General features: G+C 68.8%; 15 protein-coding genes and 1 pseudogene. 8 read left to right on the top strand and 8 right to left on the bottom strand.

All coding sequences use genetic code 11. The annotated features are described in order from the left end of the window. Positions 1 to 52: 52 nt before the first annotated feature. The gene (locus tag D7X99_RS22725) at positions 53 to 1,969 is read right to left on the bottom strand and encodes a hypothetical protein (protein ID WP_121779604.1); all 1,917 of its coding nucleotides are present in this window, start codon (positions 1,967 to 1,969) and stop codon (positions 53 to 55) included. 290 nt (positions 1,970 to 2,259) lie between these two features. Further along, entirely contained in the window at positions 2,260 to 2,814 is a 555-nt protein-coding gene (locus D7X99_RS22720) for a DUF1993 family protein (RefSeq protein WP_233613625.1), read from the bottom strand. A gap of 98 nt (positions 2,815 to 2,912) precedes the next feature. On the opposite strand from D7X99_RS22720, the gene D7X99_RS22715 reads away from it, so the two are divergent. The 3 genes from D7X99_RS22715 to D7X99_RS22705 all read left to right on the top strand — a co-directional run bounded on the left by D7X99_RS22715 (position 2,913) and on the right by D7X99_RS22705 (position 8,098). Continuing rightward, positions 2,913 to 3,272: a helix-turn-helix transcriptional regulator gene (locus D7X99_RS22715; protein WP_121779603.1), complete on the top strand. Its 360-nt coding sequence runs from the start codon at positions 2,913 to 2,915 to the stop codon at positions 3,270 to 3,272. A gap of 63 nt (positions 3,273 to 3,335) precedes the next feature. Then, entirely contained in the window at positions 3,336 to 3,836 is a 501-nt protein-coding gene (locus D7X99_RS22710) for an SRPBCC domain-containing protein (RefSeq protein WP_121779602.1), read from the top strand. Positions 3,837 to 3,961: 125 nt separating this feature from the next. Then, complete coding sequence (locus D7X99_RS22705; RefSeq protein WP_121779601.1) at positions 3,962 to 8,098, top strand: MG2 domain-containing protein; 4,137 nt, start codon at positions 3,962 to 3,964, stop codon at positions 8,096 to 8,098. A gap of 422 nt (positions 8,099 to 8,520) precedes the next feature. Here the strand turns inward: D7X99_RS22705 and D7X99_RS43190 are convergent, their stop codons facing one another. Further along, entirely contained in the window at positions 8,521 to 10,035 is a 1,515-nt protein-coding gene (locus D7X99_RS43190; RefSeq protein WP_233613623.1) for a Cof-type HAD-IIB family hydrolase, read from the bottom strand. A 203-nt stretch (positions 10,036 to 10,238) separates the two neighbouring features. Between D7X99_RS43190 and D7X99_RS22690 the strand changes: the two genes are divergently transcribed. After that, positions 10,239 to 11,303: a class I fructose-bisphosphate aldolase gene (locus D7X99_RS22690; protein ID WP_121779600.1), complete on the top strand. Its 1,065-nt coding sequence runs from the start codon at positions 10,239 to 10,241 to the stop codon at positions 11,301 to 11,303. A gap of 13 nt (positions 11,304 to 11,316) precedes the next feature. Further along, on the top strand, positions 11,317 to 13,785 hold the full coding sequence (locus D7X99_RS22685; RefSeq protein ID WP_171805312.1) for a phosphoketolase: 2,469 nt from the start codon (positions 11,317 to 11,319) through the stop codon (positions 13,783 to 13,785). A 51-nt stretch (positions 13,786 to 13,836) separates the two neighbouring features. On the opposite strand, the gene D7X99_RS22680 is transcribed toward D7X99_RS22685, so the two are convergent. The 4 genes from D7X99_RS22680 to D7X99_RS22665 all read right to left on the bottom strand — a co-directional run bounded on the left by D7X99_RS22680 (position 13,837) and on the right by D7X99_RS22665 (position 21,284). After that, the gene (locus tag D7X99_RS22680; RefSeq protein WP_121779599.1) at positions 13,837 to 15,675 is read right to left on the bottom strand and encodes a glycoside hydrolase family 15 protein; all 1,839 of its coding nucleotides are present in this window, start codon (positions 15,673 to 15,675) and stop codon (positions 13,837 to 13,839) included. A gap of 377 nt (positions 15,676 to 16,052) precedes the next feature. Next, positions 16,053 to 16,346 (bottom strand): hypothetical protein, encoded by a 294-nt coding sequence (locus D7X99_RS22675; RefSeq protein WP_121779598.1) that lies wholly within the window; start codon positions 16,344 to 16,346, stop codon positions 16,053 to 16,055. A gap of 92 nt (positions 16,347 to 16,438) precedes the next feature. Then, positions 16,439 to 20,254, bottom strand: a complete 3,816-nt coding sequence (gene xopAJ, locus D7X99_RS22670; RefSeq protein ID WP_147476225.1) for a XopAJ/AvrRxo1 family type III secretion system effector zeta toxin — start codon at positions 20,252 to 20,254, stop codon at positions 16,439 to 16,441. A 166-nt stretch (positions 20,255 to 20,420) separates the two neighbouring features. Then, the gene (locus D7X99_RS22665) at positions 20,421 to 21,284 is read right to left on the bottom strand and encodes a hypothetical protein (RefSeq protein ID WP_147476224.1); all 864 of its coding nucleotides are present in this window, start codon (positions 21,282 to 21,284) and stop codon (positions 20,421 to 20,423) included. A gap of 405 nt (positions 21,285 to 21,689) precedes the next feature. Here D7X99_RS22665 and D7X99_RS22660 point away from each other — a divergent pair, with 405 nt between their 5' ends. Continuing rightward, positions 21,690 to 21,875: a hypothetical protein gene (locus D7X99_RS22660; protein ID WP_121779595.1), complete on the top strand. Its 186-nt coding sequence runs from the start codon at positions 21,690 to 21,692 to the stop codon at positions 21,873 to 21,875. A gap of 97 nt (positions 21,876 to 21,972) precedes the next feature. Here the strand turns inward: D7X99_RS22660 and D7X99_RS22655 are convergent. Then, a pseudogene (locus D7X99_RS22655) lies at positions 21,973 to 22,253 on the bottom strand (methyltransferase); the annotation flags it as partial. Positions 22,254 to 22,662: 409 nt separating this feature from the next. Here D7X99_RS22655 and D7X99_RS22650 point away from each other — a divergent pair. Both D7X99_RS22650 and D7X99_RS22645 read left to right on the top strand, forming a co-directional pair. Next, positions 22,663 to 23,154, top strand: coding sequence for an RNA polymerase sigma factor (locus D7X99_RS22650; protein ID WP_158627054.1), 492 nt, complete (start codon positions 22,663 to 22,665; stop codon positions 23,152 to 23,154). Next, positions 23,154 to 26,120 carry a CHAT domain-containing protein gene (locus D7X99_RS22645; RefSeq protein ID WP_121779593.1) on the top strand — a complete coding sequence of 989 codons (2,967 nt, stop codon included), beginning with the start codon at positions 23,154 to 23,156 and terminating at the stop codon, positions 26,118 to 26,120. Before D7X99_RS22650 ends, D7X99_RS22645 begins: the two co-directional genes overlap by 1 nt. Positions 26,121 to 26,151: the final 31 nt, after the last annotated feature.

Here is a 26,151-nt window from a genome sequence, read left to right as displayed (position 1 = left end):
TTGGCGCCGGCGAAGATGCGCTTCTCCGTCCGGATGCCCTCGACGATGGGCTCTACGACGGAATTGAGGATCTCCAGCAGCGCGAAGAACCCCGCTCCCCCCGCGTGGTGGCACGGGCCCCCGAGGACCAGTGGCGGGGAATCGACAGCTCACCCGTGCCGAGCACTGCCTGCTGGAAGGCGAACTGCACCCGCACGCGCTGGAAGGCCTTGAGACGCGTGGTGGGGCCACCGCGCCGCCCGGTGAGCAGAGAGTTGCGAGTCGTCGGCTCCAACGCCGAGAGCATGTGCGCGAAGGCCTTGTCGCTGTACTCGCCCCGGGTGAGCGCCGCGTGGACCGCGACCTGGAGAGGAACCTGTCGCGGCCCCATCTGGCGGCACTTCTCGAGCGCCTCAAGCCCCTTGGGGCCGAGAGTGGTCTCGGCCTGGGTCGTCCTCGGAATGGCGCTTAGGGCCGTCACGAAGGCGGTCCCGCGACGCCCACCGTTCGCGGTGTAGTCGCGCCCCGTTCCGCCCTCAGCCTTTCGGCCCTCCGTCCTCACCCGGAGCGCCGCCTCCATGGCGGTGCGCACGGCCGCGCGCAGATGCTGGAGGGATTGCTCGATCTGCGGCAACAGCTCCGTGTCGAAGTACTTCTCAGAGGGATCGAGCTCCTCGAAGAATGGCCGCCAGACATCGAGGGTCGAGCGCGCCTGCGCGAGGCGTTCGATGCGAGCCAGCCCATCCGTCAGCGCGGAGGGCGTGATGGCACGCGCCTGCGCGTTCGGGCCGCGCACGGTCAGCCGGTCCCCGCTGGCGCCAGCGCCCGAGGGCACCGCCCCCGCCGTGGGCATCTCGGCGGTGACCAGCTCAATGCCCAGCCGGCTCATCAGCTCCATCGTCTCTGCACGAGTCGTGCTGTGGTCGTCGGGATTGGTCTGCTCCACCACCCGGAGCGTGCCGTTGCGCAGCAGCGTCACCTCCAAGAGGCTCATCATGCCCGCCACATGTCCGGCGTCCATGCGCCCGACGTGATGGGAGAAGCCGCTCAGGGTGGTCATGCCCTGGAAGAACTCCGCCCAGGAGCCGACACGCTGCCCCTCCATCGCGGACCGGATCGCCGCGAGGTCGGAACCGCGCATGTCTCCGAGGATGACGACGCTGGCTCGATCTGCCGGGCGCGTGACGCGGGTGAGATAAGAAGAACGGTCCAAGTCCGTCATGGCCCGGAACGCCGACTTCAAGCCGACGTGTTCGACTGAGGCTTCCCCTGCTTTGTAGCTGTATCGAAAGATGTCTCCCCGACCGCCGCTGCGGTCCTTGCTCACCGTTCTGGGAACCCACGTCGCGGTGTAACCGAGCCCCGCCGCGCCGGGCTGTTTTCGCAGCTCGGTGAGGACGCGTTGCATTTCGCGGACTTGCGTAAATTCCCGGGGGATGGAGAGCCTGTCCGGCGTGACGCCGTATTGCTGCAACACCTGTGGAATCGACGAGATGTGATCCCTGTGGACATGGATGATCTGCACTTTTTCCATGTGCGTCACCCCCAGGTTGCGCATCACGCCTTCGAGCTGGTTCAGGTACACCGCCGCGGTGACGCCTCCACGCGGATCCGAGCCAGCATCGATCATCAGCGCGCCGCGCGGACCAACCTTGAAGACGCGAGAGCCTCCGGCGCCTACCGCAGGGACTTCGAGGAAGGGGCCGAGATCCCACGGGACGTGGCTCGAAGATGCCTGCATCTTCGCCAACGTCTCCGTGGTGGGAACGATGGCGAGCCCCGAGCCCGGAATGAGATGGGCATGGAGCGATTCATCCAGCAGGAGGAGAATGGAGCCGGTCGAATTCTCCCAACCTGGAATAGTCTCTTCGGGATCAGGTGGCTGCTGGCGAGCCGCTACCTTTGTCGCGCTCTGGGCCGCGACACGGGCGCTGGTGCTTCTTTTCTCCTCCTGAAGCTTCGCCGTATGCTCCTTACGGCCCTTGATCATCTCCAGCACCTCCAGCTCGCGCGGGTCGCGGAGAAACGACAGGCTCGGGACGCATGCCTGTGACTCTCTCGTAGAGGCTGTAAAGCATCTGCCGGGTCGGGGGAGAGGGATGCCACAGGTCAGGATTTGAGAGGAGGAGCGACTGGGACACACGGCGCTCCGCATCCTGCGGCGTGAAGTCGGCGCCCAGGATGATCAAGACGTCGTGGGTATCCTGGCTGCAGAGGGCGAGGTCGTCCGTGTGCAGCGCATTCGCGTCGGGCGAGGACGCTTCGCCGAATTGCGCTGCCTCAATCCCCGCCCTTGCCTCCTCCGAACCTGGTGCGCAGCTGGCCTTCGTAATCACGCTTGCCTATCGGCACACCTCGCGAGCGGAGGATGTCGTAGGCAGTGACAGCGTGGAAATGGAAGTTCGGCAGGGAGAACGAGAGGATGAACGTCTCCGGCGTGAAGGCGAGCCTCCGCGGCCCGATCTGAAGGTCCAGGTCCTTGCCCGCGCATTGATCGATCTCTTCGGGCGTGAACGCCTCCAGCGCCACCTCCGCTTTGCGGATCATCGCCTGCAGGTCGGCGAAAGGAACCGGTCCGACCAAGGCAGGCGGTGCGAACACCCCGGTCTTGAGGGCTTCCACCCCCCACACGGAATGGTGCCATGTGGCTTCGACCTGAAAGTGGAAGGGCGCCATGTCGTCGAAAAGACGAGCGTTCACGAAGTCGTCGGGATCAGCACCCGTCTCAGCGCAGTGCCTGACCGCACGGTCGAGAAAGCCCGAGACGGCCCTCACGGTCTGAAGGAAGGTGGGCACACTGAGGTCATAGAGCGATGTCGCCATCGGCTTCAGCATGCGTCCGACCGACCACGACTTCAACAGCTCGACGACCCGCTCACGGAACTCCGGCAGGCGAGATTGCTCTCGTGAAACCAGTTGGTATAGTAAACCACATGGTTTTGGATCGATCACCCCGGCTGGACCTCGTGTTTCACGCCCTGGCCCACCCGGCCCGGCGGGCGATCATCCGGCAACTCTCGGGCGGGGAACGCAACCTCAGTGAGCTGGCCGCGCCCCTGAAAATGACCTTCCCGGCGGCCACCAAGCACGTGCGCGTGCTGGAGCACGCCAAGCTCATCCGGCGCCGCGTCGAAGGCCGACAGCATTTCTGCCGGCTGGAGGCCGCGCCACTCAAGGAAGCGACGCTCTGGACCGAGTCGTTCCGCCAGCACTGGGAGGCCCGCTTCGAAGCGCTGGACTCGTTGCTCGATGAGATGAAATCCGAGGAGCGAGCGCGTGCCCGCCGGACCTGAGCGTCTCACCGCCCTTCAACCCATTCCGACCCCTCCCGGTCGTCTGTCACGAGTCACAACACCATGAACACCCCTTCACCCCAGGGCCTGCGAATCTCGACCCCCACGGACACCACCCTCGTCCTCACCCGCACGTTCAATGCGCCTCGTCGGCTGGTGTGGGAGGCCATGTTCACTCCGGACAGGATGCGTCGCTGGATGCTGCCGCCGCCGGGCTGGACCGTGATCACCTGCGAGTGTGATGCGCGCGTGGGCGGCAAGCTCTCGGTGGCGTGGAAGAGCGATGAAGCCAATCCGGTCATGACACTCCGGGGCGAATTCACGGAGGTGGCCCTGTACGAGCACGCCGTTCACACGGAAACGATGGCATTGGGGTCGGGCCAGAAGGTGGGCTCGCTCGTGGAAAAGCACCAGTTCGCCGATCAGGGCGCCACCACAGCGATGAGCATCACGCAAACCTACGACTCGAAAGAAGACCGCGACGGCGCGCTCGCCTCCGTCATGGATCAGGGCATGGAAGCCTGTTACCAAAAGCTGGACGCGCTGCTCGGCGAGCGGAACTAGAGCAACGCTACCGCCCCAGCAGGCCTCGGAGTCGTCGCTGTCGCGCAGGGTGCGCCGCTCACCGCGACGCGGTGTGCCGCCTGACCCGCTAGAACTTCCAAGGCCCCCGCCCGTTGAATGAGGCCATGTCCTCACACGTCCCGAAGCCTCCGCGCGCGTTGCTCCCCATGGGGTTCGCCGCCCTCCTCGCCCTGCTGTCACCCGATACCTTCGCGGCCCGGACCACCACCCAGTCCCTGGGCGGCCCGAACCGCTACCTGACCCACCTCACCACCGACAAGCCGTTCTACCGCCCCGGGGAGCAGGTGCTGGTGCGGGGCCTCATCCTGGACGCCAGGAACCGCAAGCCCCATGTGGGCTCGCTCGATGCACGGATGGAGCTGCGCGGGCCCAAGGGAGACGTCATCACCACCGGCACCGTGTCCACGACGGACGCCGTCTGGGGTTACGCCTGGCCCGTCCCCGCGGGGCAGGCCGGCGGTGAGTACACCGTGCGCGTCACCTACCCGTGGACGGGCGCGGCCCCCGCGGAGCGCAAGTTCGACGTGCGCGCCTACCGGGCCCCCCGGCTCAAGTCGCAGATCGAATTCCAGCGCGACGGCTATGGCCCCGGTGACACCGTCACCGCCACGCTGGACGTGAAGCGCGCGGAGGGCGGCGTGCCCACGGGCGCGCAGGTGACGGCCACCGCGCTCGTCGACGGCGCCACCGTGGCGAAGGTGCCCTGCACGGTGGATGGCAAGGGGCGCTGCTCGGTGAGCTTCCCGCTGCCCGCGGCCATGGAGCGCGGCGAGGGCACACTGGCCTTCACCATCCAGGACGGCGGCGTGGTGGAGTCCGCGGCGAAGACGATTCCCATCCTCCTCCAGACGCTGGACATCGCCCTGTACCCGGAGGGCGGCGACCTGGTGGCGGGGCTCGCTTCGCGCGTCTACTTCGAGGCGCGCACGCCCGCGCGCAAGCCGGCGGACCTGATGGGCCGCGTGGTGGAGGTGGAGAGCGGCAAGGTGGTCGCCCGCGTGAGCTCGGAGCACGAGGGCCGTGGCCGCTTCGAGCTGACCCCGCAGGCGGGGGTGCGGTACGCGCTGAGAATCGACGCGCCGTCGGGCATCCAGAAGAGTTTCCCGCTGCCGGAGGTGAAGCCCCGGGGCGCCGTCATCCGCGTGCTGGAGGACGTGGTGCCCGCAGGCCGAGGCACGGTGCGGCTGGCCGTGGGGATGTCTGGCGTGGGCAAGGGCGCGACAGTGACCCTGAGCCAGCGCGAGGTGCGCGTCGCCTCGGCGGTGCTGCGCGACGACAAGGGCGGGCCGGTGACGCTGGACGCGGGCGAGGCGGACGGCGTGCTCGTGGCCACGGTGTGGGATCACGACGGGCGGCCCCTCACCGAGCGACTGGTGTTCCGCCAGCCGTCGAAGGAGCTGACGGTCGAGCTGAAGGCGAACCGCGAGCGCTATGTCCCCGGCGCTCCGGTGAGCATCACCGCCCGGACGACGCGGGACGGCAAGCCGGTCTCCGCGCTGGTGATGCTCACCGTCACGGACGACGCGGTGCTGGAGATGCAGGAGAAGCGCGACCAGGCGCCGCAGCTCCCCGTCATGGTGCTGCTGGAGCCCGAGGTGCGGGAGCTGGCGGACGCGCAGCTCTACCTGGACGCGAAGAACCCGAGGTCGACGCTGGCGGTGGACCTGCTGCTGGGGACCCAGGGCTGGCGGCGCTTCGCGCTGGCCGACACGAAGAGCTTCCTCGCCAGGAATGGCGACGCGGCGCTGCGCATGCTCGCGGTGCGCTGGCCGCAGGAGCCGCGGCCCAGCAGGCCCCAGCTGAGCAGCCGTGGAGCCGTCCGCGCCCCCGAGCCCGGCCCGAACCTCGAACTGGGGGGCGCGGTCGTCGACGAGGAGGCCGCGGTGCGGATGGAGCGGGCCGTGGACAAGTCGGTCGCCGGCCCCGTCCCTCCCCCCGCCGCCGAGCCCCAGCCCGAGGCCCTCGCCGCGGCGCCATCGGTGGTGGCGGATGATGCGTTCCAGAAGATCGAGGAGGAGGAGGCGCCGCGGGAGATGAAGTCCGCGCGCGCGCGGCGGTCGTACAACCTGGACTGGCGGGGAGACCTGGGACAGTGGCTCTATCTGCGCGAGTTCGCGCACTCGGCCCGGATGGAGCGCAAGGACGGAGACCGGGTGGACTTCGCGGAGACGCTCTACTGGAACGCCGGGGTGCGCACGGACGCCCAGACCGGCGTGGCCGAGGTGTCCTTCGCGATGAGCGATTCGGTCACGACGTTCAAGGCGTTCGCGGGCGCGGTGGGCGGCGACGGCGCGCTCGGCTCGGCGGTGGCGGAGCTGGAGTCGGTGCAGCCGTTCTACGCCGAGCCCAAGCTGCCCCTGGAGGTGACCTCCGGTGACGCGGTGCGGCTGCCCGTGGCGCTGGTGAACGGGACCCAGGCCACGCTGTCCGGGGCGAGCGCCCGGGTGGAGCTGAAGGGAGACGTCAAGGTCACCGCCGGGGCTCCGGTGGATCTGGCCTCGAGCGCGCGGGCCCGGCAGCTCTTCTCCCTGGAGATTGGCCAGGAAGCGCGGCCGGTGGACGTGAAGCTCACTGCGAACGCGGGCCAGTTCACGGACGTCGTCACCCGCACGCTGTCCATCAAGCCCCGGGGCTTCCCGGGCCGCGTGTCCTTCGGCGGGCTGGTGTCCGCGAAGGCGCCCGCGGTGCACCGCGTGGTGCTGCCGGAGACCGTGGTGCCGGGCAGCGTGAAGACGTCCATCGCCGTGTACCCCGCCCCGCTGGCCAACATGACGGAGTCGCTGGCCCGCCTCATCCAGGAGCCCTCCGGCTGCTTCGAGCAGACCAGCTCCACGACGTACCCCATGACGATGGCGCAGCAGTACTTCCAGACGCACACCGGCGTGGACCCCAAGCTGATGGCGGACGCGCGTGAGAAGCTGGAGCGCGGCTACCAGCGGCTGGTGGGCTACGAGACGTCCGAGAAGGGCTACGAGTGGTTCGGGCAGAACCCGGGCCACGAGGCGCTGACCGCGTTCGGCCTGCTGCACTTCACGGACATGGTGCAGGTGCGCGAGGTGGACACCGCCATGCTGGAGCGCACGCGCGGGTGGCTGATGCAGCAGCGGGATGGCCAGGGCGGCTTCAAGCGCAACCGCCGCGCGCTGCACGTGTGGGTGGAGGACGCGGACACGTCGAACGCGTACATCCTCTGGACGCTGCTGGAGAGCGCGGGCAGGCCGGCGGCCCAGGCGCAGGAGCTGTCACGTGAGGTGGCCTCGCTGAAGGCGGCGGCGAAGAAGAGCACCAACAGCTATGTGCTGGCGCTGGCGGCCAACGCGCTGGCGCTCGCGGGAGACACCCCCGAGGCGCGGGCGCTGATGGACCGGCTCGCGTCCCAGCAGAAGCAGGACGGAGTGGTGGGCGGCGCGACGCAGTCCATCGTGGGCAGCTCCGGAGAGACGCTGGACATCGAGACCACCGCGCTGGCGACGCTGGCCTGGATGCGCGAGCCCGCCCACGCGCTCAACGTGCAGCGCGCGATGAAGTTCATCGCGGAGTCCAGCGACGGCGGCCGCTACGGGGCCACGCAGAGCACGGTGCTCGCGCTGCGCGCCATCATCGCCTACGACAAGCAGCGCGCGTCCAGGCTCGTCCCGGGCCGGGTGCGCGTCTACGTGGAGGGCCGTCCGGTGGGCGAGCCGATGCGCTTCGACGGCTCCACCCAGGAAGCCCTCAAGCTGCCCGACGTGAGCGCGCTGCTGGGACCGGGCGAGCGCAAGCTGGAGCTGCGGATGGACGACGGCGCGGAGCTGCCGTACTCCGTGGAGGTCACCTACAACACGCTCACACCCGCAAGCTCCAAGGACACGCAGGTGGCGCTGGAGGTGTCGCTGGCGAAGGCGGAGCTCATCGAGGGCGAGCCCACCGAGGCGCGGGTGCGCGTCTCCAACCGCACGGACCAGAAGCTGCCCACTGCGGTGGCCATCCTTGGCGTGCCGGGCGGCCTGGAAGTGCGGCATGACCAGCTCAAGGAGCTGGTGAAGCGCCAGGTGGTGGATGCGTACGAGGTGCTCGGGCGCGACGTCGTCCTGTACTGGCGCGGCATGGAGCCGAACAAGCGCATCGACGTGCCGCTGTCCCTGGTGGCCGCGGTGCCCGGCACCTACACCGGCCCGGCCAGCCGCGCGTACCTGTACTACGCGGACGAGCACAAGGTTTGGACCCCGGGCTTGAAGGTCTCCATCGCCCCGAAGCAGTAGGGCCTCACGCCCACGCTCCCCCGTCGCATCCTTCGGGACACGGGGGAGCCAGGGCACCTCCAGCCGGATCCGAAGTCGTGGGCGACATGCGCTCGCAGGATTCTCGCGAAGCTCGCGCGCTGCCTTGCCCGGAACGGCGCAGGGAATCCATCGAAGCACTCCAGAACGCGTCAAACCGCCGGCCCAAATCCTCGCTCACCACCTCGACGAGCGCCTTGATGAAGTGCCGGACGCGCTCTGGTTCCAGCCGGGCGGAAGCCGGCACGGCATTCCAGTCCTGTTCCTCTTCCGGCAGGAGAAGGAATAGGAGATCCAGTTCTCGTCGCCTGACCGCTTCCGGACGAAGGTCACCTTCCCCTGGATGAGCAGCCCCTGCTGCTCCAGCCGGACGGTCGCGCGGCGGAAGCGGACGAGGCGCGCCTTCAGGAGGCTTCGTCCTGCCCGAGGAGCACGGCGGGGTCCGCCACCACGAGGTCCGCGCCGTGGCGGCGCAGCTCTGCGGGCCGGCCCACCCTGTCGACGCCAATGACATAGGCGAAGTGGGCTGCCCGCGCGGCCGCGACGCCGGCGGGCGTGTCCTCGAAGATGACCGCTTCCTCGGCGTCGGCACCGAGTGCCCAGATGGCCGCGAGGTAGAGCTCGGGGGGCTGCGTGGCGTCCAGCCGCGCGTCGAAGAGGTCCGGGATGCCGGCGGACTGGAGCAGCTCCGCGCAGTGCCTGCTCGTGGAGACCGCCGCGGTCCGGAGTCCCGCGGCGCGCGCCGCCTGGACGTAGCGGATTGTCCCCTCATACGTCTCCACCCGCTCCTGCCGGAGCAGCTCCACCAGGAGCTCTCCCTTGCGTTCGTTCAGCGCGTGGACCGTGCTCTCCGGCAATTCGATGCCGCGGGCGTCGAGGAACGCGTGGATGCCTTCCAGGGGCGGCTTGCCGTCGAAGCAGCGGCTGTAGTCGCGCACCAGGTCGAAGGGGATGAAGGGCTGCCGCGAGGACCGCGCCCTCTGCCGCAGGTAGTAGTCGCACAGCTGCTTCCAGGCCCGGGCGTGCAGGCTGGCGGTCTGGGTGAGGACGCCGTCGAGGCCGAAGAGGCAGGCGCGCGCGCGCGGTGGAAGCCCCAGCTTCGTCCGTGCGAGGGGCGGCTGGCCCAGGATGAAGGTGTCCACCGCGTGGGCGAACCCCTCCTCTTCGTTGGTGCGCGTGACGTGGCGCGCGGGCCGTTGGACCTCCGGGCTGGCGTTGCCCATGGCGATGCCCATGCCGGCGATGCTCAACATGGGCAGGTCGTTGGCCATGTCCCCGATGGCCGCTATCTGCTCCAGGGGAAGCCCGAGCAGACGCGCGGCCTCGCGTACGACCATCCCCTTGTTCGCTTCTGGGTGCGTGACGTCGACATAGTAGGGCGTCGAACGCGCCGCCGACGCATCGGTGCCCAGCCGCAAGGCGAGCTCCGCCTCGCAGCGCGCGACCCGCGCCGTGTCCTCGCTCACCCCGACGAGCTTGATGACTGCATCGAGCACGCCGTACAGGTCCGCGATGACGACCGGATCGAACCCGACGTTGCTCCGCTCGCGCGCCACGCGGAAGGCCTCGGGGGCGCGGAGGAACCACTCCACCCCCTGGTAGACCCAGACATCCAGGCCCGCCTGGAGCATGAAGTCGATGGCCTGTCTGGCAATGGCGGGCGGCAGGGTCCGCTGCGCCAGCACCGTCGTGAGATCGGGCTTGACGTACACGCCGCCGTTGAAGGCCGCCAGGGGAGCGGTGAGTTTCAGCGGGGCCACCAGACCTGCCATCCCACGCGGCGGCCGCCCGCTCGTGAGGGTGAACTGGATGCCGCTGGCGCGCAGCCGGGCGACAGCCTCGCAGGTTCGCGGCGTGAGGACCTTGTCCCTCGTCACCATGGTCCCGTCGACGTCCGCGATGAGCAACTTGATGGTCATGGCTGTCTCCGCCCGCCCGCTCGCCGCCTCCGCACACCGGGCGTCATCCGTGACAGTGGGGGCCTGCATCAAGATGGCATCGCGACGTGGGCCGCACCATCCAGCCCGGTGCGCAAAGGCAGACCCGCTGCCAGGCGCCCCACCGCCAGTTGTTGGCGCACCGGTACGCCCTCACGTTTCCCTCCGGGGGATGGGAGGAACACATGCCGACGAGGCCAGGGCTCGGTGAAACCGCGCGAGCCATCATTGCAGACGGAATGGGCATCCTGGCGGCGGATGAGACGGTCTCCACGATCACGAAGCGCCTGACCGCGCGCGCCATCGAGTCGACCGCGGACAGCCGCCGCGCCTACCGGGAGCTGCTCTTCAGTACGCCCGCCATCACCGGATTCATCGGCGGTGTCATCATGCAGGACGAGACGATCCGTCAGCAAAGCGCGGCTGGTATTCCGCTGGTCGAGCTGCTGACGGACCGCGGCATCATCCCCGGCATCAAGGTCGACGCCGGCGTCCACCCCCTGGCCGGCGCGCCCGGAGAGTCCGTCACGGAAGGGCTCGACGGGCTCCGCGAGCGGCTCGTGGAGTACCGCGAGCTGGGCGCGCGCTTCGCCAAGTGGCGCGCGGTCTTCGTCATCCGCGCCGGGATGCCCTCCGCGGCGTGCATCCACGCGAATGCGCACGCGCTCGCGCGCTACGCCGTCCTCTGCCAGGAGCAGGGCCTGGTGCCCATCGTGGAGCCCGAGGTCCTGATGGAGGGCGCGCACGCGCTCGAACAGTGCGAGGACGTGACGGGGCGCGTGCTGCAGGCGGTCTTCGATGAGCTCTTCGCCGCGGGGGCGTCCCTGGAAGGGATGTTGCTCAAGCCGAACATGGTCACCGCTGGCCACGGCTTCGCGAGGCACGTCCCGGTGGCGGAGGTGGCGGAGGCGACGTTGCGTGTCCTGACGCGCCACGTGCCGCCCGCGGTCCCCGGAATCGTCTTCCTGTCCGGCGGACAGGACGCGGTCCTGGCCACGGAGCACCTCAACGCCATCAACGCGCTGGAAGGCCCGAAGCCCTGGACGCTGAGCTTCTCCTACGGACGCGCGCTGCAGGACGAGGCGCTCGAAGCCTGGCGGGGCCAGAGCGCGCAGGTGCCCGCCGCCCAGCAGGCGTTCCGCCACCGCGCCTGGTGCGACAGCGCGGCGGCCCTGGGCGCGTACAGCGCGGACATGGAGGGCGAAGCGGGTGTCGCCCCGTCCGACTCCACACTCCACACCCACCACTGATGGAAGGCATGTCATGGCACACCCCGAAGGAACGGAAGCGTCGGAGTATGGATCGCCGTTGTCCGCCAGGGAGCACGGCCAGGGGCCCTCCGCTCCAGGCCGCGAGCAGACCCGAGGCGGAGGACCGCTCACCGCCAGGGAAGTGGAGTTGATGAACGCGTACTGGCGGGCGTGCAACTACCTGGCGGTGGGGATGATCTACCTCCAGGACAACCCGCTGCTGCACCGGCCCCTGGTGCCGAAGGACGTGAAGCACCGGCTGCTCGGCCACTGGGGCGCGAGCCCGGCGCTCTCGTTCACCTGGGTCCACCTGAACCGGCTCATCGTCGAGCAGAACCTCGACGTCATCTTCGTGGCCGGGCCGGGCCACGGCGCCCCGGGCGTGCTCGGGCCGGCGTACCTGGAGGGCACCTACTCGGAGGTCTATCCGGACAAGAGCATGGACGCGGAGGGGATGCGGAAGTTCTTCAAGCAGTTCTCCTTCCCCGGGCACATCGGCAGCCACGTCACCCCGGAGACGCCAGGCTCCATCCACGAAGGCGGCGAGCTGGGCTACAGCCTCTCCCACGCGTACGGCATGGCCTTCGACAACCCGGACCTCATCGTCGCCTGCGTCGTGGGTGACGGCGAGGCCGAGACAGGGCCACTCGCGACGGCCTGGCACTCGAACAAGTTCCTCAACCCCGTGCGGGACGGCGCCGTGCTGCCCATCCTGAACCTCAACGGGTACAAGATCGCCAACCCGACCATCCTCGCCCGCATCAGCCCGGAGGAGCTGGAGGCGCTGTTCGTCGGCTACGGCTACAAGCCCTACTTCGTCGAGGGCAGCGACCCGGCCCAGATGCACCAGAAGATGGCGCAGACCCTGGAGCAGGCAGTCGAGGAGATCCGCTCCCTGCAGAAGACGGCACGGCTGACGGACACCCCGACGCGTCCGCGCTGGCCCATGATCATCCTGCGCTCGCCCAAGGGCTGGACCGGTCCGAAGGAACTGGACGGGCACAAGCTGGAGGGGACCTGGCGCTCACACCAGGTTCCCTTCGGCGACGTGCGAGGCAACCCGGCGCACCTGAAGGCGCTCGAGGACTGGATGCGCAGCTACCGGCCCGAGGAGCTGTTCGACGCGGAGGGACGGCTGATGCCGGAGCTCCGGTCGCTCGCGCCCAAGGGGGCCCGGCGGATGAGCGCGAACCCCCACGCCAACGGCGGCCTGCTCCGCAAGGCGCTCAGGCTGCCTGACTTCCGCGACTACGCGGTCAAGGTCGGCTCGCGCGGCACCACGCTGCATGAGAACACGAAGCCGCTCGGCGAGTTCCTGCGCGACGTCATGCGCGACAACCCGACGAGCTTCCGCGTCTTCGGTCCGGACGAGACCGCCTCCAACCGGCTCCAGGCCCTCTACGAGGTGAGCGGGAAGACCTGGATGGCCAACCTGGTGCCAGAGGATGCCGACGGGGGCTACCTCGCGCGGGACGGCCGCGTCATGGAGATGCTGTCGGAGCACACGCTGCTGGGCTGGCTGGAGGGGTACCTGCTCACGGGGCGCCACGGCCTCTTCCACACCTACGAGGCGTTCGCCCACGTCGTGGACTCCATGTTCAACCAGCACGCCAAGTGGTTGGACATCAGCAAGAACCACGTGAGCTGGCGGGCACCCGTTGCCTCGGAGAACATCCTGCTGTCCTCGACCGTGTGGCGTCAGGACCACAACGGGTTCTCACATCAGGACCCGGGCTTCATCGACCTGGTGACGAACAAGTCCGGCTCGGTCACGCGCATCTACCTGCCGCCGGATGCCAACACGCTGCTGGTGGTGGCGGACCAGTGCCTGCGCAGCACCGACTGCGTCAACGTCATCGTCGCGGACAAGCAGAAGCACCTGCAGTTCACCAGCATGGACGAGGCCGTCGCCCACTGCGCCAAGGGGTTCGGCATCTGGAAGCGGGCCAGCACGGACGAGGACGCGGAGCCGGATGTCATCATGGCCTGCTGCGGTGACGTCGCGACGCAGGAGGCCCTGGCCGCCGCCTCCATCCTGCGCGCGCGCGCACCGAACCTGAAGCTGCGCTTCGTCAACGTCGTCGACCTGTTCAAGCTCCAGTCGTCGGCGGATCACCCGCACGGGTCCACTCAACGCGAGCTCCAGGGCCTGTTCCCGCCGGGCAAGCCCATCATCTTCAGCTTCCACGGCTATGCGTCACTCATCCACAAGCTGGCCTATCGCTTCATCGACCACGAAGACCTGCACGTGCATGGCTACCGGGAGAAGGGCAACATCAACACCCCCTTCGAGCTGGCGATCCTCAACGAGACGTCCCGCTACCACCTGGTCATCGACGTCATCGACCGCGTGCCGGCGCTGCACGCGAAGGCGGGGCACCTGAAGGAGGAGATGAAGAACGCCATCCTCGACAACCTGGCCTACGCGCACGAGCACGGCCGGGACCGGCCTGAGATCGCGGACTGGACCTGGCCGGACTGAGGGCTCGCGCCCTGGAGCTCCCGGGCCTTCGAAGAAGGCCCGGGAGCCGCGTCAGGCGCGGGGCTCGGTGAGGATGTAGGCCGCGTTGACGAGCGAGAAGTGGCTGAACGCCTGCGGGAAGTTGCCCAGCTGCGCGTGCAGCTTCGGCATGTACTCCTCGGCGAGCAGGCCCAGGTCGTTGCTCAAGGACAGCAGGTGTTCGAACAGCCGCCGGGCATCCTCGAAGCGCCCCATCATCTGGTACGTGTCGGCGAGCCAGAACGAGCACGCGAGGAAGGTGCCCTCCTCTCCACTGAGCCCGTCCACGGAGCCGGTAGCGTCCGGCTTGAAGCGGAGCACCAGCCCGTCCTGGAGCAGCTCGCGCTCGATGCACTCCACCGTGCCCACCACCCGTGGGTCCGTTGCCGGAAGGAAGCCGGTCAGCGGGATGTAGAGCAGGCTCGCGTCCATGTCCTTGCCGCCGTAGTACTGCACGAAGCTGTTCAGCTCGCGATTGAACCCCTGCGCGCAGACCTCCTCGAAGATGCTCTCCCGGGCTTCCAGCAGCCGCTCCATCGGGGCCGCCATCTTCGTCTCATCCGAGGCCTTGATGGCCCGGTCGAGCGCCGCCCACGCGGCCACCTTGGAGGCGGTGAAGTGGCGATCGGGTCCGCGCATCTCCCAGATGCCCTTGTCGGGATTCTGCCAGACCTTCATCGCGTGCTCGGCGACGTTGAGCAGCGCGCGCTGCGCGACGGGGCCGACCTCGCCGAAGTATTTCGCGCCCGCGTAGAGCACCGCGGCCACCTCGCCGAGCACGTCGAGCTGGAACTGGTTGTAGGCCCCGTTGCCGATGCGCACGGGCTTCGCGCCACCGTAACCATCGAGCCAGTCCAGCGTGGACTCCGTGAGGCGGCGCTCGCCTCGGATTCCGTACATGATCTGCATCTGGGCGGGGTCTCCCGCGATGGCGCGCATCACCCACTTCCAGAACGAGGATGCCTCGTCGCGCAAGCCCGCGCGCGACAGGGCGTTGTGCGCGAGCGCGGCGTCGCGCAGCCACGTGAAGCGGTAGTCCCAGTTGCGTTCGCCTCCCGGCGTCTCCGGGAGCGACGTGGTGGGCGCGGCCACGATTCCGCCCGTGCTCTCGTAGCTGCAGGCCTTGATGGTGATGAGGGAGCGGACGACCTCGTCGCGGTACCTCGGCGGCGGGACGATTTTCGACGCCCACTGGGTCCAGTAGCGGTCGGTCTCCTGTTCGGACTGGTCCGCATCCAGGTTCGGCGGGACCTGATCCAACCACGAGTAGTTCCAGCTCATCACCCAGGAGAACCGCTGGCCCTCGGTCACCTCGAAGTTCGAGACCAGTGGGGACGCCGTATCCCTGTCCGTGCGCCGGAGGAAGATGGCGTCCGGGCCGGCGAACGCACGGAGCGAGCCGCCCACGCTTTCTACCTTGGGGATGGAGCGGCCAAAGGCGAAGCGTGGCGTCAGCTTCGAGTGCATCGCCACCGTCCCCTTCACCCCCACGACGGTCCGGACGATCCTGGGGAACTCCTGGCCGACAGGCATGAAGTCGATCAACCGGGCGGAGCCCGAGGCGCAGGTGAACTCCGTCTCGAGGATCAGGGTGTCCTTCCGATAGCGGCGGGTGATCTTCTGGATGGACTCCCTCGGTGCGAGCGCCCACTCACCGTTCTCCTCCGTCCCGAGCAGGCTCGCGAAGCAGGCGTCCGAGTCGAAGTCTGGCAGGCACAACCAGTCGATGGTCCCGTCCCGGGCGACCAATGCCGCCGAGCGCATGTTTCCGATGAGCGCGTGGTCCTCGATCTTGCGGTTCGTCTGGACCCCCAGCTGAGCTGGGATGACAGGCTCCTGGGCCTTCTGTTTCTGCGTGATTTGTTCCGCCATTGCGTTGGCTCCCGTATGCCTCATGATCAAGCCTTGACGCTGGCGCCCGGGGCGCGGAGGCGCAACCGCAGCGGCGGAGGGAGAGCGACCGCTTGGTGCTCCGGGGGCGAGGAGCCACTGTCGCGGGTAGGTGGGTGCGCAACCGTTTCGCCCCCAGGCGCTGCTCGAGCAGCACGGGGGACATGCACGGGCGGCGCTGCGCTAGAAGCGAGCGGCTTTACGTCCGCGATGAGAGCATCGGCGCCATCGAGGTGCCGCCGCCCGACTGCCCACCACCGGCCGCAGGCGCTGCTGGAGGATCCTCTGCCCTCCGGCCCCTGAGCGCGGTCCCCAGCCCGGCACAAGGCCCGGGCGGAGGAATGCCATGCCCGGGAGTGTCAGGTCGCGTCGTTGTCGCGCAGGAAGGCCAGGCGCTCCGCGAACTGCTGGAGCGTCTTCACCTGGGGCGACTCCAGGTAGTACCGCCGTTCGTAGTCTTCGATGGCGGAGGGCGTGAGGGGCGCGTCACCGCGATCCCACGCGGGGTTGTAGAGGGCGCGGAGCTTCTCCATGTCGAAGGGCTCCTTGCCAGACGTGGCCCGGGCCTTCGCGACCTGCTCCCGCTCGGTCGCCTTGCGCTGCTGCTGCGCGTCGCGGAGTTGCTTCAGGGTGTCTTCGGCGGATGTCGGCATGCGCGTTCCTCGAGGGTGCAACACTCTTTTTCAGGCTAGGGCCGCGAGCGGCCCGCTTCAACCCATGGATGAAGCGGGCACACGCCGCGGGCTCACTCTGTCTTCTTCGAGTGTTGTTCCAGGGCCTCTCCCAGCGTCTTGCCTTTGTACTCGGTGAGGCGGGCCCGCATCTTCTGCGCGAACCCGGGGTCGGTGATGGCGCCCACCTGCCGGTCGATGAAGGCATCGTCGATGACCGTGTTCTTCACGCGCGCGGCCTCGGCGGCGGGGCTCTCCATGACGGCCCTGTCGAAGAGCGCCTGCTTCTCCGCCGTGTCCGGCCCGTGCCACGTGCCGTTGCGCTTCTCCGCCACCAGCACCTGCTTGCCGGTGTTGTCCGTCACCATCAGCTTGTAGTCGGTGATCTTCGGGTTGTTGATGACGCCCTGGAACTCACCCTCGCGCCCCATGAGCAGCTCGAGCCGGTTCTGGCGCACGCCCTTGAAGCCGCCCTCCACGGCCTCGAACGGGACGAGCGGATCCGCGGTGCCCGGGTTGCGCATGAGCACGCGGACGCTGGACGTCTCCAGCGGGACCTCCAGGTCGACGATCTTCACGTTGCGGCCTTCGACGGCCTTCAACATGCGCGGGATGTCGCTCTCGCCCGCGAAGCGCTTGTCGTAGACGACCGAGCTGCCCGGCCGGGAGAGCATCTCGTTCTCCACCCGCTGCGAGATGATGGAGCCTTCCACGTGCGCCTGGGACGTGGAGATCTTCCCGTCGTGCGCCTCGGCGATCTTCGCCTTGATGGGGTCCGGGTTGAGGGCGCCGCTCAGCTCGCCGTGCTCGTCCAGGACCTTGCTCTTGAGGTGCGGGTCGCTCTTCACGGCCGTCGTCTTGCCCGCGGCGGTGTTGCCGCGCAGCGCGTAGACGGTGTTGGGCTCCAGGCGGTCGGAGAGCGTCTGCGCCTTGTCCAGCTCCGTGTTGAGCAGCTTCTGCTGGAGCTCCCGCCGCTCCGGGACCCAGTTCTTGGGCTCCTCCAGCCACGTCCACAGCGAGCCGTCCTTGGGGGGCTCGCCGACGGTGAAGGCCTCGAAGGTGCTGACCTTGCCGCCCGAGCGCTCCAGGATGGCCTGACGGACCTCGTAGCTGCCGGCCGTCTTCCCCGTGCGCAGGTCCGCGGCCTTGACGAGCTTGAGGACGTCCTTGGCGTTCTCCGGCGTCACCGTGCCTTCGAAGACGCGGCCCTCGGAGGTCGTGAAGCGGATGTTGGGGCCGTTCGTCTCCAGGGCGCCCTTGGCCCGCACCTCGCGGATGAGCTGCCCGGCCTTGGCCGTGCCCGCGCCCACCACGCCACCGGTCGCCGCGCCCACCGTGCCGTCGATGGCGGCCCGCTTGCCCACCTCGACGAAGCCGTTGACGACGCCGTTCTCCCACGTCTCGCTCCGCGTGGCCGCGTCGAAGGCGCCACCCGCGGCGCCGCCCACCGCGCCTTCCTTCGCGCCCTGGATGGCCGCGGCCTTGACGGACGTCTCCACCGTCTCGCGCACCGCGGTGCCCGCGACCTCCTTCGCCGCGGTGGTGGCGCCCGTGCGGGCCCCGGCCGTCACGGCCCCGGCGCCCTTGCCCACGGGCAGCACCGCCGTGCCGCCCTCCACCGCGCCAATGCCGGCCTGGCGCAAGAGCTCCTGGCCGCCGGCCGCGTCACCCTGGAGGGCCGCGTACGTCCCCACGCGCGTCGCCGCGCCCAGGGCCGCGTAGCCCGCGATGGCCAGCGGCGTGGCCGCGCCACCCGTGCCGATGACGGCCGCGGTGGTGACCACGACGACGGCGGCGCTGGCCGCGCCGTCCGCCAGCGAGTCCTTGCTCGTCTGGAGCGACTTCACGTCGTCCGCGCCATAGCCGGTGAGCGTATTGGCCCGCTGCGTGTCGCCGGCCTGGATGGCGGTCTCCGCCCGCGCCAGGTTGTTGTTGATGCGGTCGTTGTCGGACTCGCCCTTGATGGTGCGCTGGACGCCACCGAGCACCCAGGAGCCGAAACCCGACTCGTTCGCCTGCTGTTCACGCAGGCGGCGCGTGCGCTCCTGCGCGGCGTTGGGATCGTTGGCATCCACCGCGCCCAGGTCGTAGTTCTGCTTGAGCAGCTCCAGCTCGTCGCGCCCATCCAGCTCCGAGTCCAGCTCCGCGCGCAGGTCCTTGCCGTACTTCTCCTTGTAGGCCGCGGCGATGTCGTCGAGCTCGGGCTTGGACTTGCCCTCCAGCGTCTGGCGGATGGCGTCCTCGTCGGTGCCCAGGCCGTCCATGGCGAGGTTGAGCTTCTCTGCGGCGGCCTCGGCCTGCGCCTTCTTGTCGCCCGGCGCGGGAGGGTTGAGCAGCCGCAGCGTCACGTCCGCGTCCGCGCCGCCCCAGCCGCGGATCTCGCTCTCCAGCGACTTGCCGGTCTGCCGCTGGTATTCGCTCTTGATGGCGTCGAGCTGGGCGGGCGTCTTGCCCTCCAGCACCTTGCGCACGCCCTTTTCGTCCGCGCCCGTCCAGCCGCTCATGGCGTCGCGGATGCGCGCCGCGTCCGCCTGGCCGGGGGTGCCCTGGAGCAGGCCCATGGCGCGGTCGTAGTCCTCGCTGCCCAGCTCGTCCTTGAGGCGGGCGGCGACGGCGGGGTCCTTGGCCAGGAGGGCGCGCTGTTCGGGCGTCGCCTTCTCCAGGCGCTCGAAGATGCGGTCCTCGTCGGTGCCCAGGCCGTCCATGTCCCGCTTCAGACCCTCCTTGAGGGCCTGGGTCTCCAGCTCCAGCTTCTGCTGGGGCGTCTGGGCCTGGCTGGCGCCGAGCAGGCTCCGGGCGCGCGACATCTCGTCCGAGTCCAGCTCCTTGCCCAGCTTGGAGAGCATGAAGTCCTCGGCGGACTGGCCCGCCGGGGCGCCGCCGTTCTGCTCCGCGAACTTCTGGGCAATGGCCTTGCGCTCCTCGGGCGAGCGCTTCTCCAGCGTCTTGAGGACCGCTTCCGAGGAGCCGAACACGCCATCCAGCTCGGACTGGATGACGACCGCGTCGTTCTTCGCGGTGTCGCCCTTCAGCATCGCCTGGGCGCGCGTCCAGTCGTCTCCGCCCAGTTCGTCCTGGAGCTTGGCGTCCAGGTCCTTGTTGTAGTGGTCCTTGTAGGCCTGGCGGATGAGGTTGACCTGCTCGGGCGTCTTGCCCTCGAGCGTCTGGAAGATCTTGTCCTCGTCGGTCCCCCACCCGGTGATGCCGCCGTCCGTGGCCTCGTAGAGCGCGGTGGCGTCCTTGCTGGCCTGCTCGGCGGTGTACGCGGGGGCCGCGGGCGCCTGCGCGGGGCTCGCGGGCGTCGTGCCCGGGGGCGAGTCCGCGACCATCATGCGCTGGAGCTCGGGCGAGACCTTCGCGTCCGCGATGGCCTTCTGACGCTCCGGCGAGCCCGGGGGCGCGGAGAAGATCTTGTGGGCCGAGGTCCCCGACAGCGTCCCCGACTGCTTGTACTGCGGCTGCTCCTTCAGGAAGGCCTGGAGGTTGTCGTAGCTCTTGCCGCTGGAGGGGTCGACGACGCGCTCACCCTGCCGCACGATGACGTGGCCGGTCTGCCCCTCCTGGCCGGGACGCGTGTCCTTGAGGAACACCAGCTCCGAGCGGGCCCGCAGCGCGGGGGTCGCCGTATCCACCCAGTCCGCCGCCTTGTCCAGGCAGTTGGCCTGCGCGTCCTGGGTGTTCTCCGTCAGCAGCGAGCTGGCCGGCGGGGCAAGCTGCGGGCCTTCCCGGGGCGCGGTCCGGTCGAAGGTGGACTGTTCGTTCGCCACGGGCCGGGTCGCGACGTTCGCGGGCGGAGCTGGAGGAGGAGGCGGCGGCGGTGGCGCCACCACGGGAGGCTGTGCCGTGACCGGCTGCCGAGGACGATTGTTGCCAGTTCCGTCGATACCCATGCGCATCCCCCAATCGGGCGCAGCGAAAATAAAGAGGGCCGCTCACATCGGGCCCATGAAACCCCTCTGCGCTGATTATCCATCAAAGGGGCTCGCGGTTGCGTCCCCTGTCGCGGCTGGACAGAAGTCCTGGAATTACGAGAGGTTGGACACCCTCAGGCCCCGGTCAACGCCGGCTGGCGCGGGTGGCGGCGGCCTGGGTCCTGGGGGGACTGAACGACAGCTCGCGCAGACGCATCTGGAGTGTCGCGAAGCTGTCCATGCGACGCGGTGAGTCCTTGTCTTCCGCGCGCAATGCCAGACGTGTCTCGACGTCCAGCTCGAAGCGCGTGGGCCACAGCCGGTCCAGGCTGAACGTGCAGCCGCCCTGACCTCGCACGTAGGTGGTGAGGGACTCGCCGCCCTTCTTCGTGCGGAGGTTCTCCGGCGCGGGCTGGGGCTTCGAGGTGGAGTCCAGCTCCAATCGCAGGCCGAAGCCCGTGGCCTCCCGCTTCTTGAGCTCCAGGGTGGTCCGAGCCCCGGAGAGGGGCCCCTTGCCGGGCAAGGGAGGCGACCAGCGAGCCCCCAGCCCCAGGGCTTCGAGTGGGAGCAGGCGCCCGAGACCCGCGAGGGTGGCCGTCACCTGTTGGAGCTGGTCGCGTACGGGGGCGGCCATGTCCTTGGGCAGCTTCAGCGTGAAGCCCTGGGAGCGTCCGTCCGAGCCCACGCGTCCCTCGCCTGTCAGTCCGGGCAGGGGTTCCAGCTGTGCGTGGAGCTTCTCCACGGCCTGGGGCGGCGTGCCGGGCTGGATGAGGAGCGCCGCGCTTTCGAGCGTGAACTGGAAGCGCACCTCCCCGGAAGCGGACACGCTGAGCACCTCCGCGGCGAGCACCATCTGGACGCCAGGAACCGGAGGGAGCGGCGTCTTCTGGCCCGCGTCCTTGATGGCGCCCTGGCTTTCGGAGCGGACGCGGATGCGTTGCACGCTCCCCACGAGGGGGCTGAGCCGCAGCGGCGCATGGGGAGCACTGCCTCGTTCGAGGACTTTCATGGGAGCGGGAGGATAGCCCTTCTGGAGTCTCTATTGGCGAGCGTTGTCCGGGCGGAGGCCCTTCCCTCCCAGCCATGGGTGAGACGCGGCTCTCTTTCCTGCCATGGGCATACAACGCCGCCATTCCAAGACACCCATGACACAGCCGACATATTTGTCATTCTCTGCCCTTCCTCGCGGGCGCCTCCGAGCAGTCCGCCTGTCTTCACCAGGAGCCGCTGAATGGATTTCTTCGAGCAGCCGATGGCCAGCGCCGCTTGCTCGAAGCTCTCGCCAGCGATGACACGCCGCCGAATCTCCAGCCTATCCTCACCCGTCAGCCTTGCTGCTTTCCCTCGGCCTCGCACCCTGTGCCTCCCATCAAGCAGGGTGCCATGGTGAGCACCCGCGTGGTGCGTTCACCGCTTGAGACCGCCGGGTTACGCCCACCTCACCGGGGTTGTCCCCATCTCCGCAGGCAATCACCAGACACTGGCGACGACGTCCGATGGCGCCGTCTGGGCCTGGGGCGGCAACTCCTTTGGCCAACTGGGCGATGGGACGACGACGGACCGGCTGACGCCTGCTCCGGTGCAGTCCCTGGGGCCCTGACGAAGCGCGGGGCACCTGTGGCTGGCGCCGCGCCCGAGACGCCGGCCCCGCCGGTCCGTGCCCGACACGGACCGGCGGAGGAAGCATCGACCCAGCCTCAAACGCTCCGTGACGCGATGAGCGCGAGGTTGCGCGGAGACAGGCGCGGCTCGAAGCGATGGAGGATCTCGACCTGGAAGCACAGCTCCTCCAGGACGAGCGCGCGATCGAGCAGGAGCACGACCTCCAACGCCCTCACGAAGCGGTCCCTCAGCAGATGGCATGGCAAGAGAACCCGCGTCTCGGCGCGAACGGACACCTCGAAGGCATCCAATTCGGCGTCCGTCATGCCAGCACCGGGGGGCCCAGGCGCTCCAGGCGGTCGCGCGCGTAGACGGCCCGGCGTGGCCACCCGGATGACCTCCGAAGCGGCGCGCTGAGCCCTCGGCTACGCACGTTGAGCAATACGGTTTTAGAAGCCACACCAGCGGGGCCGTGCTCCAGCACGGCCCGTTTCCATTTCAAATGGAGTGGAAAACGACCCTCCAGGTCCAACTCTGCAGGCGAAAATCAGGCGGGCGGAGGTAACAAAACGGCGGTTCGGCGTCTGTGGCGGAGGCAAGCTCCCATGTCCCCACCCGATGCCCATCCTCCCGACGCGTATCCGCCCCAGGAAACGCCCACTCCCGAACAACGGGGGCAGGCCCGAGGTAGCTCCACCTCCTTCCCTGCTTCTGTCCAAAGGGAGAGGGAAAGGCTTCCGCCCGTGAGGACAGAAGCAGGTGCCCAGCGCTTGGGCGAGTTCGCCATGACGTACCGCGACTGGCTGTTGAGTCAGGCGAGGAATCTCTGCAGGAACGAAACGGACGCCGAGGATCTCGTGCAGGAGACGCTCCTGCGTTTCGTCAAGACTTTCAGCCAGAGCGGGTCCCTTCCAGACAGGAAGGCTTGCGGTGCCTGGCTCAATACGACCCTCAGCAACCTCTTCATCGACCAGTGCCGCAAACAGCAGGTGCGCAAGAAGCACCTCACGGATCCGACTCGCAAGGAACAGACCGAGGCGACCTCGAAGCACTCGGCCCTGCCCGATCTCGACGATGTGACCCCGGAACAGCTCGCCAGGGCCGTCGAAACCCTGAGCCCACCCATGCAGGAAACTTACAACCTGCATGCCAAGGGCATGAAGTACCGCGATATCGCAGAGGCGCTGGGCATCCCGGTGGGCACCGTCTCCAAGCGCCTCCATGACATCCGCGCGAAGTTGGGTGCGCTCCTTCGCCCGCACCACAAGGTGAATTGATGGCCAGCCCATGCGAGCATGTGGCGCTCTTCGTCGACGGTGAGCTTTCGCCCGAGGAGGCCGAGGACTTTCGCCAACACCTGCCGGACTGCGTGGCCTGTCAGCGGGAGATTCCCGTCCTGCTCCAGTTCAAGTTCCTGGCCAGGGAGCACGTCAGTGACCCAGATGAATCAATAGCGCCGCGCGCCCCGCCCGTCCCCGCCGGCTGGTGGAGACAGCCCAGGGTCCTCGCCGCGACGTCGTTCGCGCTGGTGCTCGTGGTGGTGCTGCTCCTGGTGGGGCGGCCTCCCGGACAATCCCCGGCACTGCCACCGATCCTCGTGGAGGGCCCGGAGCGTCCGCTAGAGCCCAGGCTCAGTCATCCATCCATGGCCCGCTACCGCCCCCTGGCCAGCAGGCCCATGGCGGCACAGACCAACTCCGCCGCCAGTCTTCCGGAGTACGCCGCCTTGGGCGAGCTCCAACGGGACAAGGACTATCGGGAGCTGGCCACGGCCCTGCTGCTGCGGGAAGGGCCCTCCGCCGCGAAACGGGTCCTTTCCGTCCTGGATCGCCTCCCCCCGTCCCCGGAACGCGAAGCCGACCGGGCCGCGGTCCTCCTCCTCCACGGCTCCTTCGACGACGCCCTGGCAGCGGCGGACGCGGCGCTGGCGCAACGTCCCCAGATGCCCCAGGCACTCTGGAACCGGGCCCTGGCGCTGAGGGAACTCCAACTGCCTTGGATGGCGGCCAAGGTCTTCACGGACATCGCCAACCTGCAGGAGCCGGGTTGGTCGGAAGAAGCCCTCCAGAAGTCGCGGACCTTGCGGCACACGATGCCTGACCGGAAGCAACGAGAAGACCAGGATGCCCTGGGCAGGTCGCTCGTGGACAAGGACCCGGCAACGCTCCCCAGTGACTTCAGCCTCTGGCCCAGTGCTCGCCTCTACTTCTACGACGCGGTCCGGTCCGCCCCCAGCCGCGCCCGGGCCCTGGAATTCGAACCTCTGGCACGGAAGCTGGATGCTCGCGCGGGCGGACGGGTGCTCCAGGACTATGTCGCCCGGATCGCGGGAGCAGACTTCAAGCACCGAGGTCCCTTGGCGAAGACCTACGCGGAGCTGGTTCACGACCGCTTGTCACGGCCTCAGCAAGAGAAGTTCCTGGCCAGGATCCAGACCTCGGGAGAGGACGACCTGCTTCTGGGAGCACTCGTCCTCATGGAAGCCGTTCCCCAGCACCTGCCCCTCTTCGAACAGAAGGCCGCCGCGAGCGGGGACCCCTGGTTCACGCTGACCGCGGCCCGGGCGCGTGCGACGGAACAGCAGGGCCTCGCGGCGAAGAAGGGGGTGGAGGCGCATGCCCATTGGAACCAGGCCATCCAAACGCTGCTGGATGCCCGGCGCCTGTGCACCTCACCCGGCCTGGATTACCGCTGCGCCCAGATCGACATCGATCTCTCCACCCTCTACACCCAACTCCACCGGCTCGACGACGCGCGACGACATGCCCAGCAGGGCCTGCTGCTCACCCGAAGGAACGGTGACTGGTTCCTGGAGCGATCCCTGCTCCAGAACGTCGCCCAGGTGGCTCGCATGGTGAATGACGCTCCACTCTCGCGTGCCTACTATGGCGAAATCCTGGAGCGTGACCCGGCAGACCCCGAGACCCGTCGCCGGGTCCATCAGGCGCTCGCGGACATGGCCTGGCACCACTTGAAAGTGGACGAAGCCAGAACGGAACTGGACCTGGCGCTGGCCTCGGGACTGCCGCTCTCCGTCAGTGGTGCCTTCACCCTGTCGGACGTCGCGAGGCTCCGGAGCACGCCTGAGGACGAAGAGCACCTCCAGAAGGCCTTCGATGCGATCCCGCCCACGGAGAAGGGCGAGCGCTGGGCCGCCGCCCACGCCCTGGGGCGACTCGTCATCGAGCGGGATCCGGCGCGCGGTCGCGAGTTGCTGAACGACCTTTCGCGGCAGGTGGAAGCCGCCGCCAGGCAAGGGCTTCCGGCGGCCAGGCGGGTGTGGGCCTACGGGTTCACGTCCCTGATCATGGACGCGGGGCATCGAAACGACTTCACGCAAGCCCTGGCGTTGATGGCGAGGGAGCGCGGCACTCCGCTTCCCTCCCACTGCCTCCTCGCCGCCACCGTCGACTCCGAACGCACATTGGTGCTCTCCCTGGATGCACAGGGAACACTCGTCGGCCATTACGATGCCACCCGCCGGCAGCCACTGGCGTCGCGGCTCGACGGCCTCGTCCCCGCGTCCGTTCTAGAGCCCCTGCGCGCCTGTGCCCGGGTGGACGTGCTCGCGCGCCCGCCCCTGCATGGCCGCGCCGGAATCCTCCCCTCCGACTTCGCATGGAGTTACCTCACGCGGACCACCGAAGCCCGACGCACGCCCCCCGCTGGCGTGGCCCGGCACCTGGTGGTCTCTGGAGTCGCGCTACCTCCCGGCACGGACCTGCCCCGGTTGAATGACTGGCAACCCGGCTTCGGTCCGGAGGAAGAACAGGTACGGCTCTCTGGCGCCCAGGCCACCCCGGCCCGCGTGCTCGCCATGATGGAGGATGCTTCCGAGGTCGACCTGGTGACCCACGGGGACATCCACGCCGGGTCCAGCGCCTCCTTCCTGCTGTTGGCCCAGGACGCGGACGGACCCGAACTGCACGCGGCCCAGGTGCGATCCGCCGTGCTCCGGTACGCGCCTTTCGTCGTGCTGGCCGCGTGCAAGGCTGCCCACACGACCTACGCCGTGCACGAACCCCTGAGCATTCCCGCCGCGTTCCTCGACGCGGGGGCGCGGGGCGTCCTGGCCGCCCCCATCGACCTGCTGGATACGGAGGTCAATGCGTTCTTCAATCAGGTTCGGGAGCGAATGCGCGCGGGGCAGCCCGCGGCGATCGCCCTTCGCGACGAGCGGGAAGCCTGGCGCCACGAAGGACGCGGCAGGCCCTGGCTCGATGGCATTCTTCTATTTGAGTGAAGACAGGTAACAAAACGCTCCAGAGCGCGTC

The sequence above is a fragment of the Corallococcus sp. AB032C genome, assembly GCF_003668935.1.
In the GTDB taxonomy this organism is placed as follows: Bacteria; Myxococcota; Myxococcia; order Myxococcales; family Myxococcaceae; genus Corallococcus; species Corallococcus exiguus.
The sequence above is the reverse complement of the archived record's forward strand: the minus strand, read 5'-3'. Positions and strand labels throughout refer to the sequence as shown.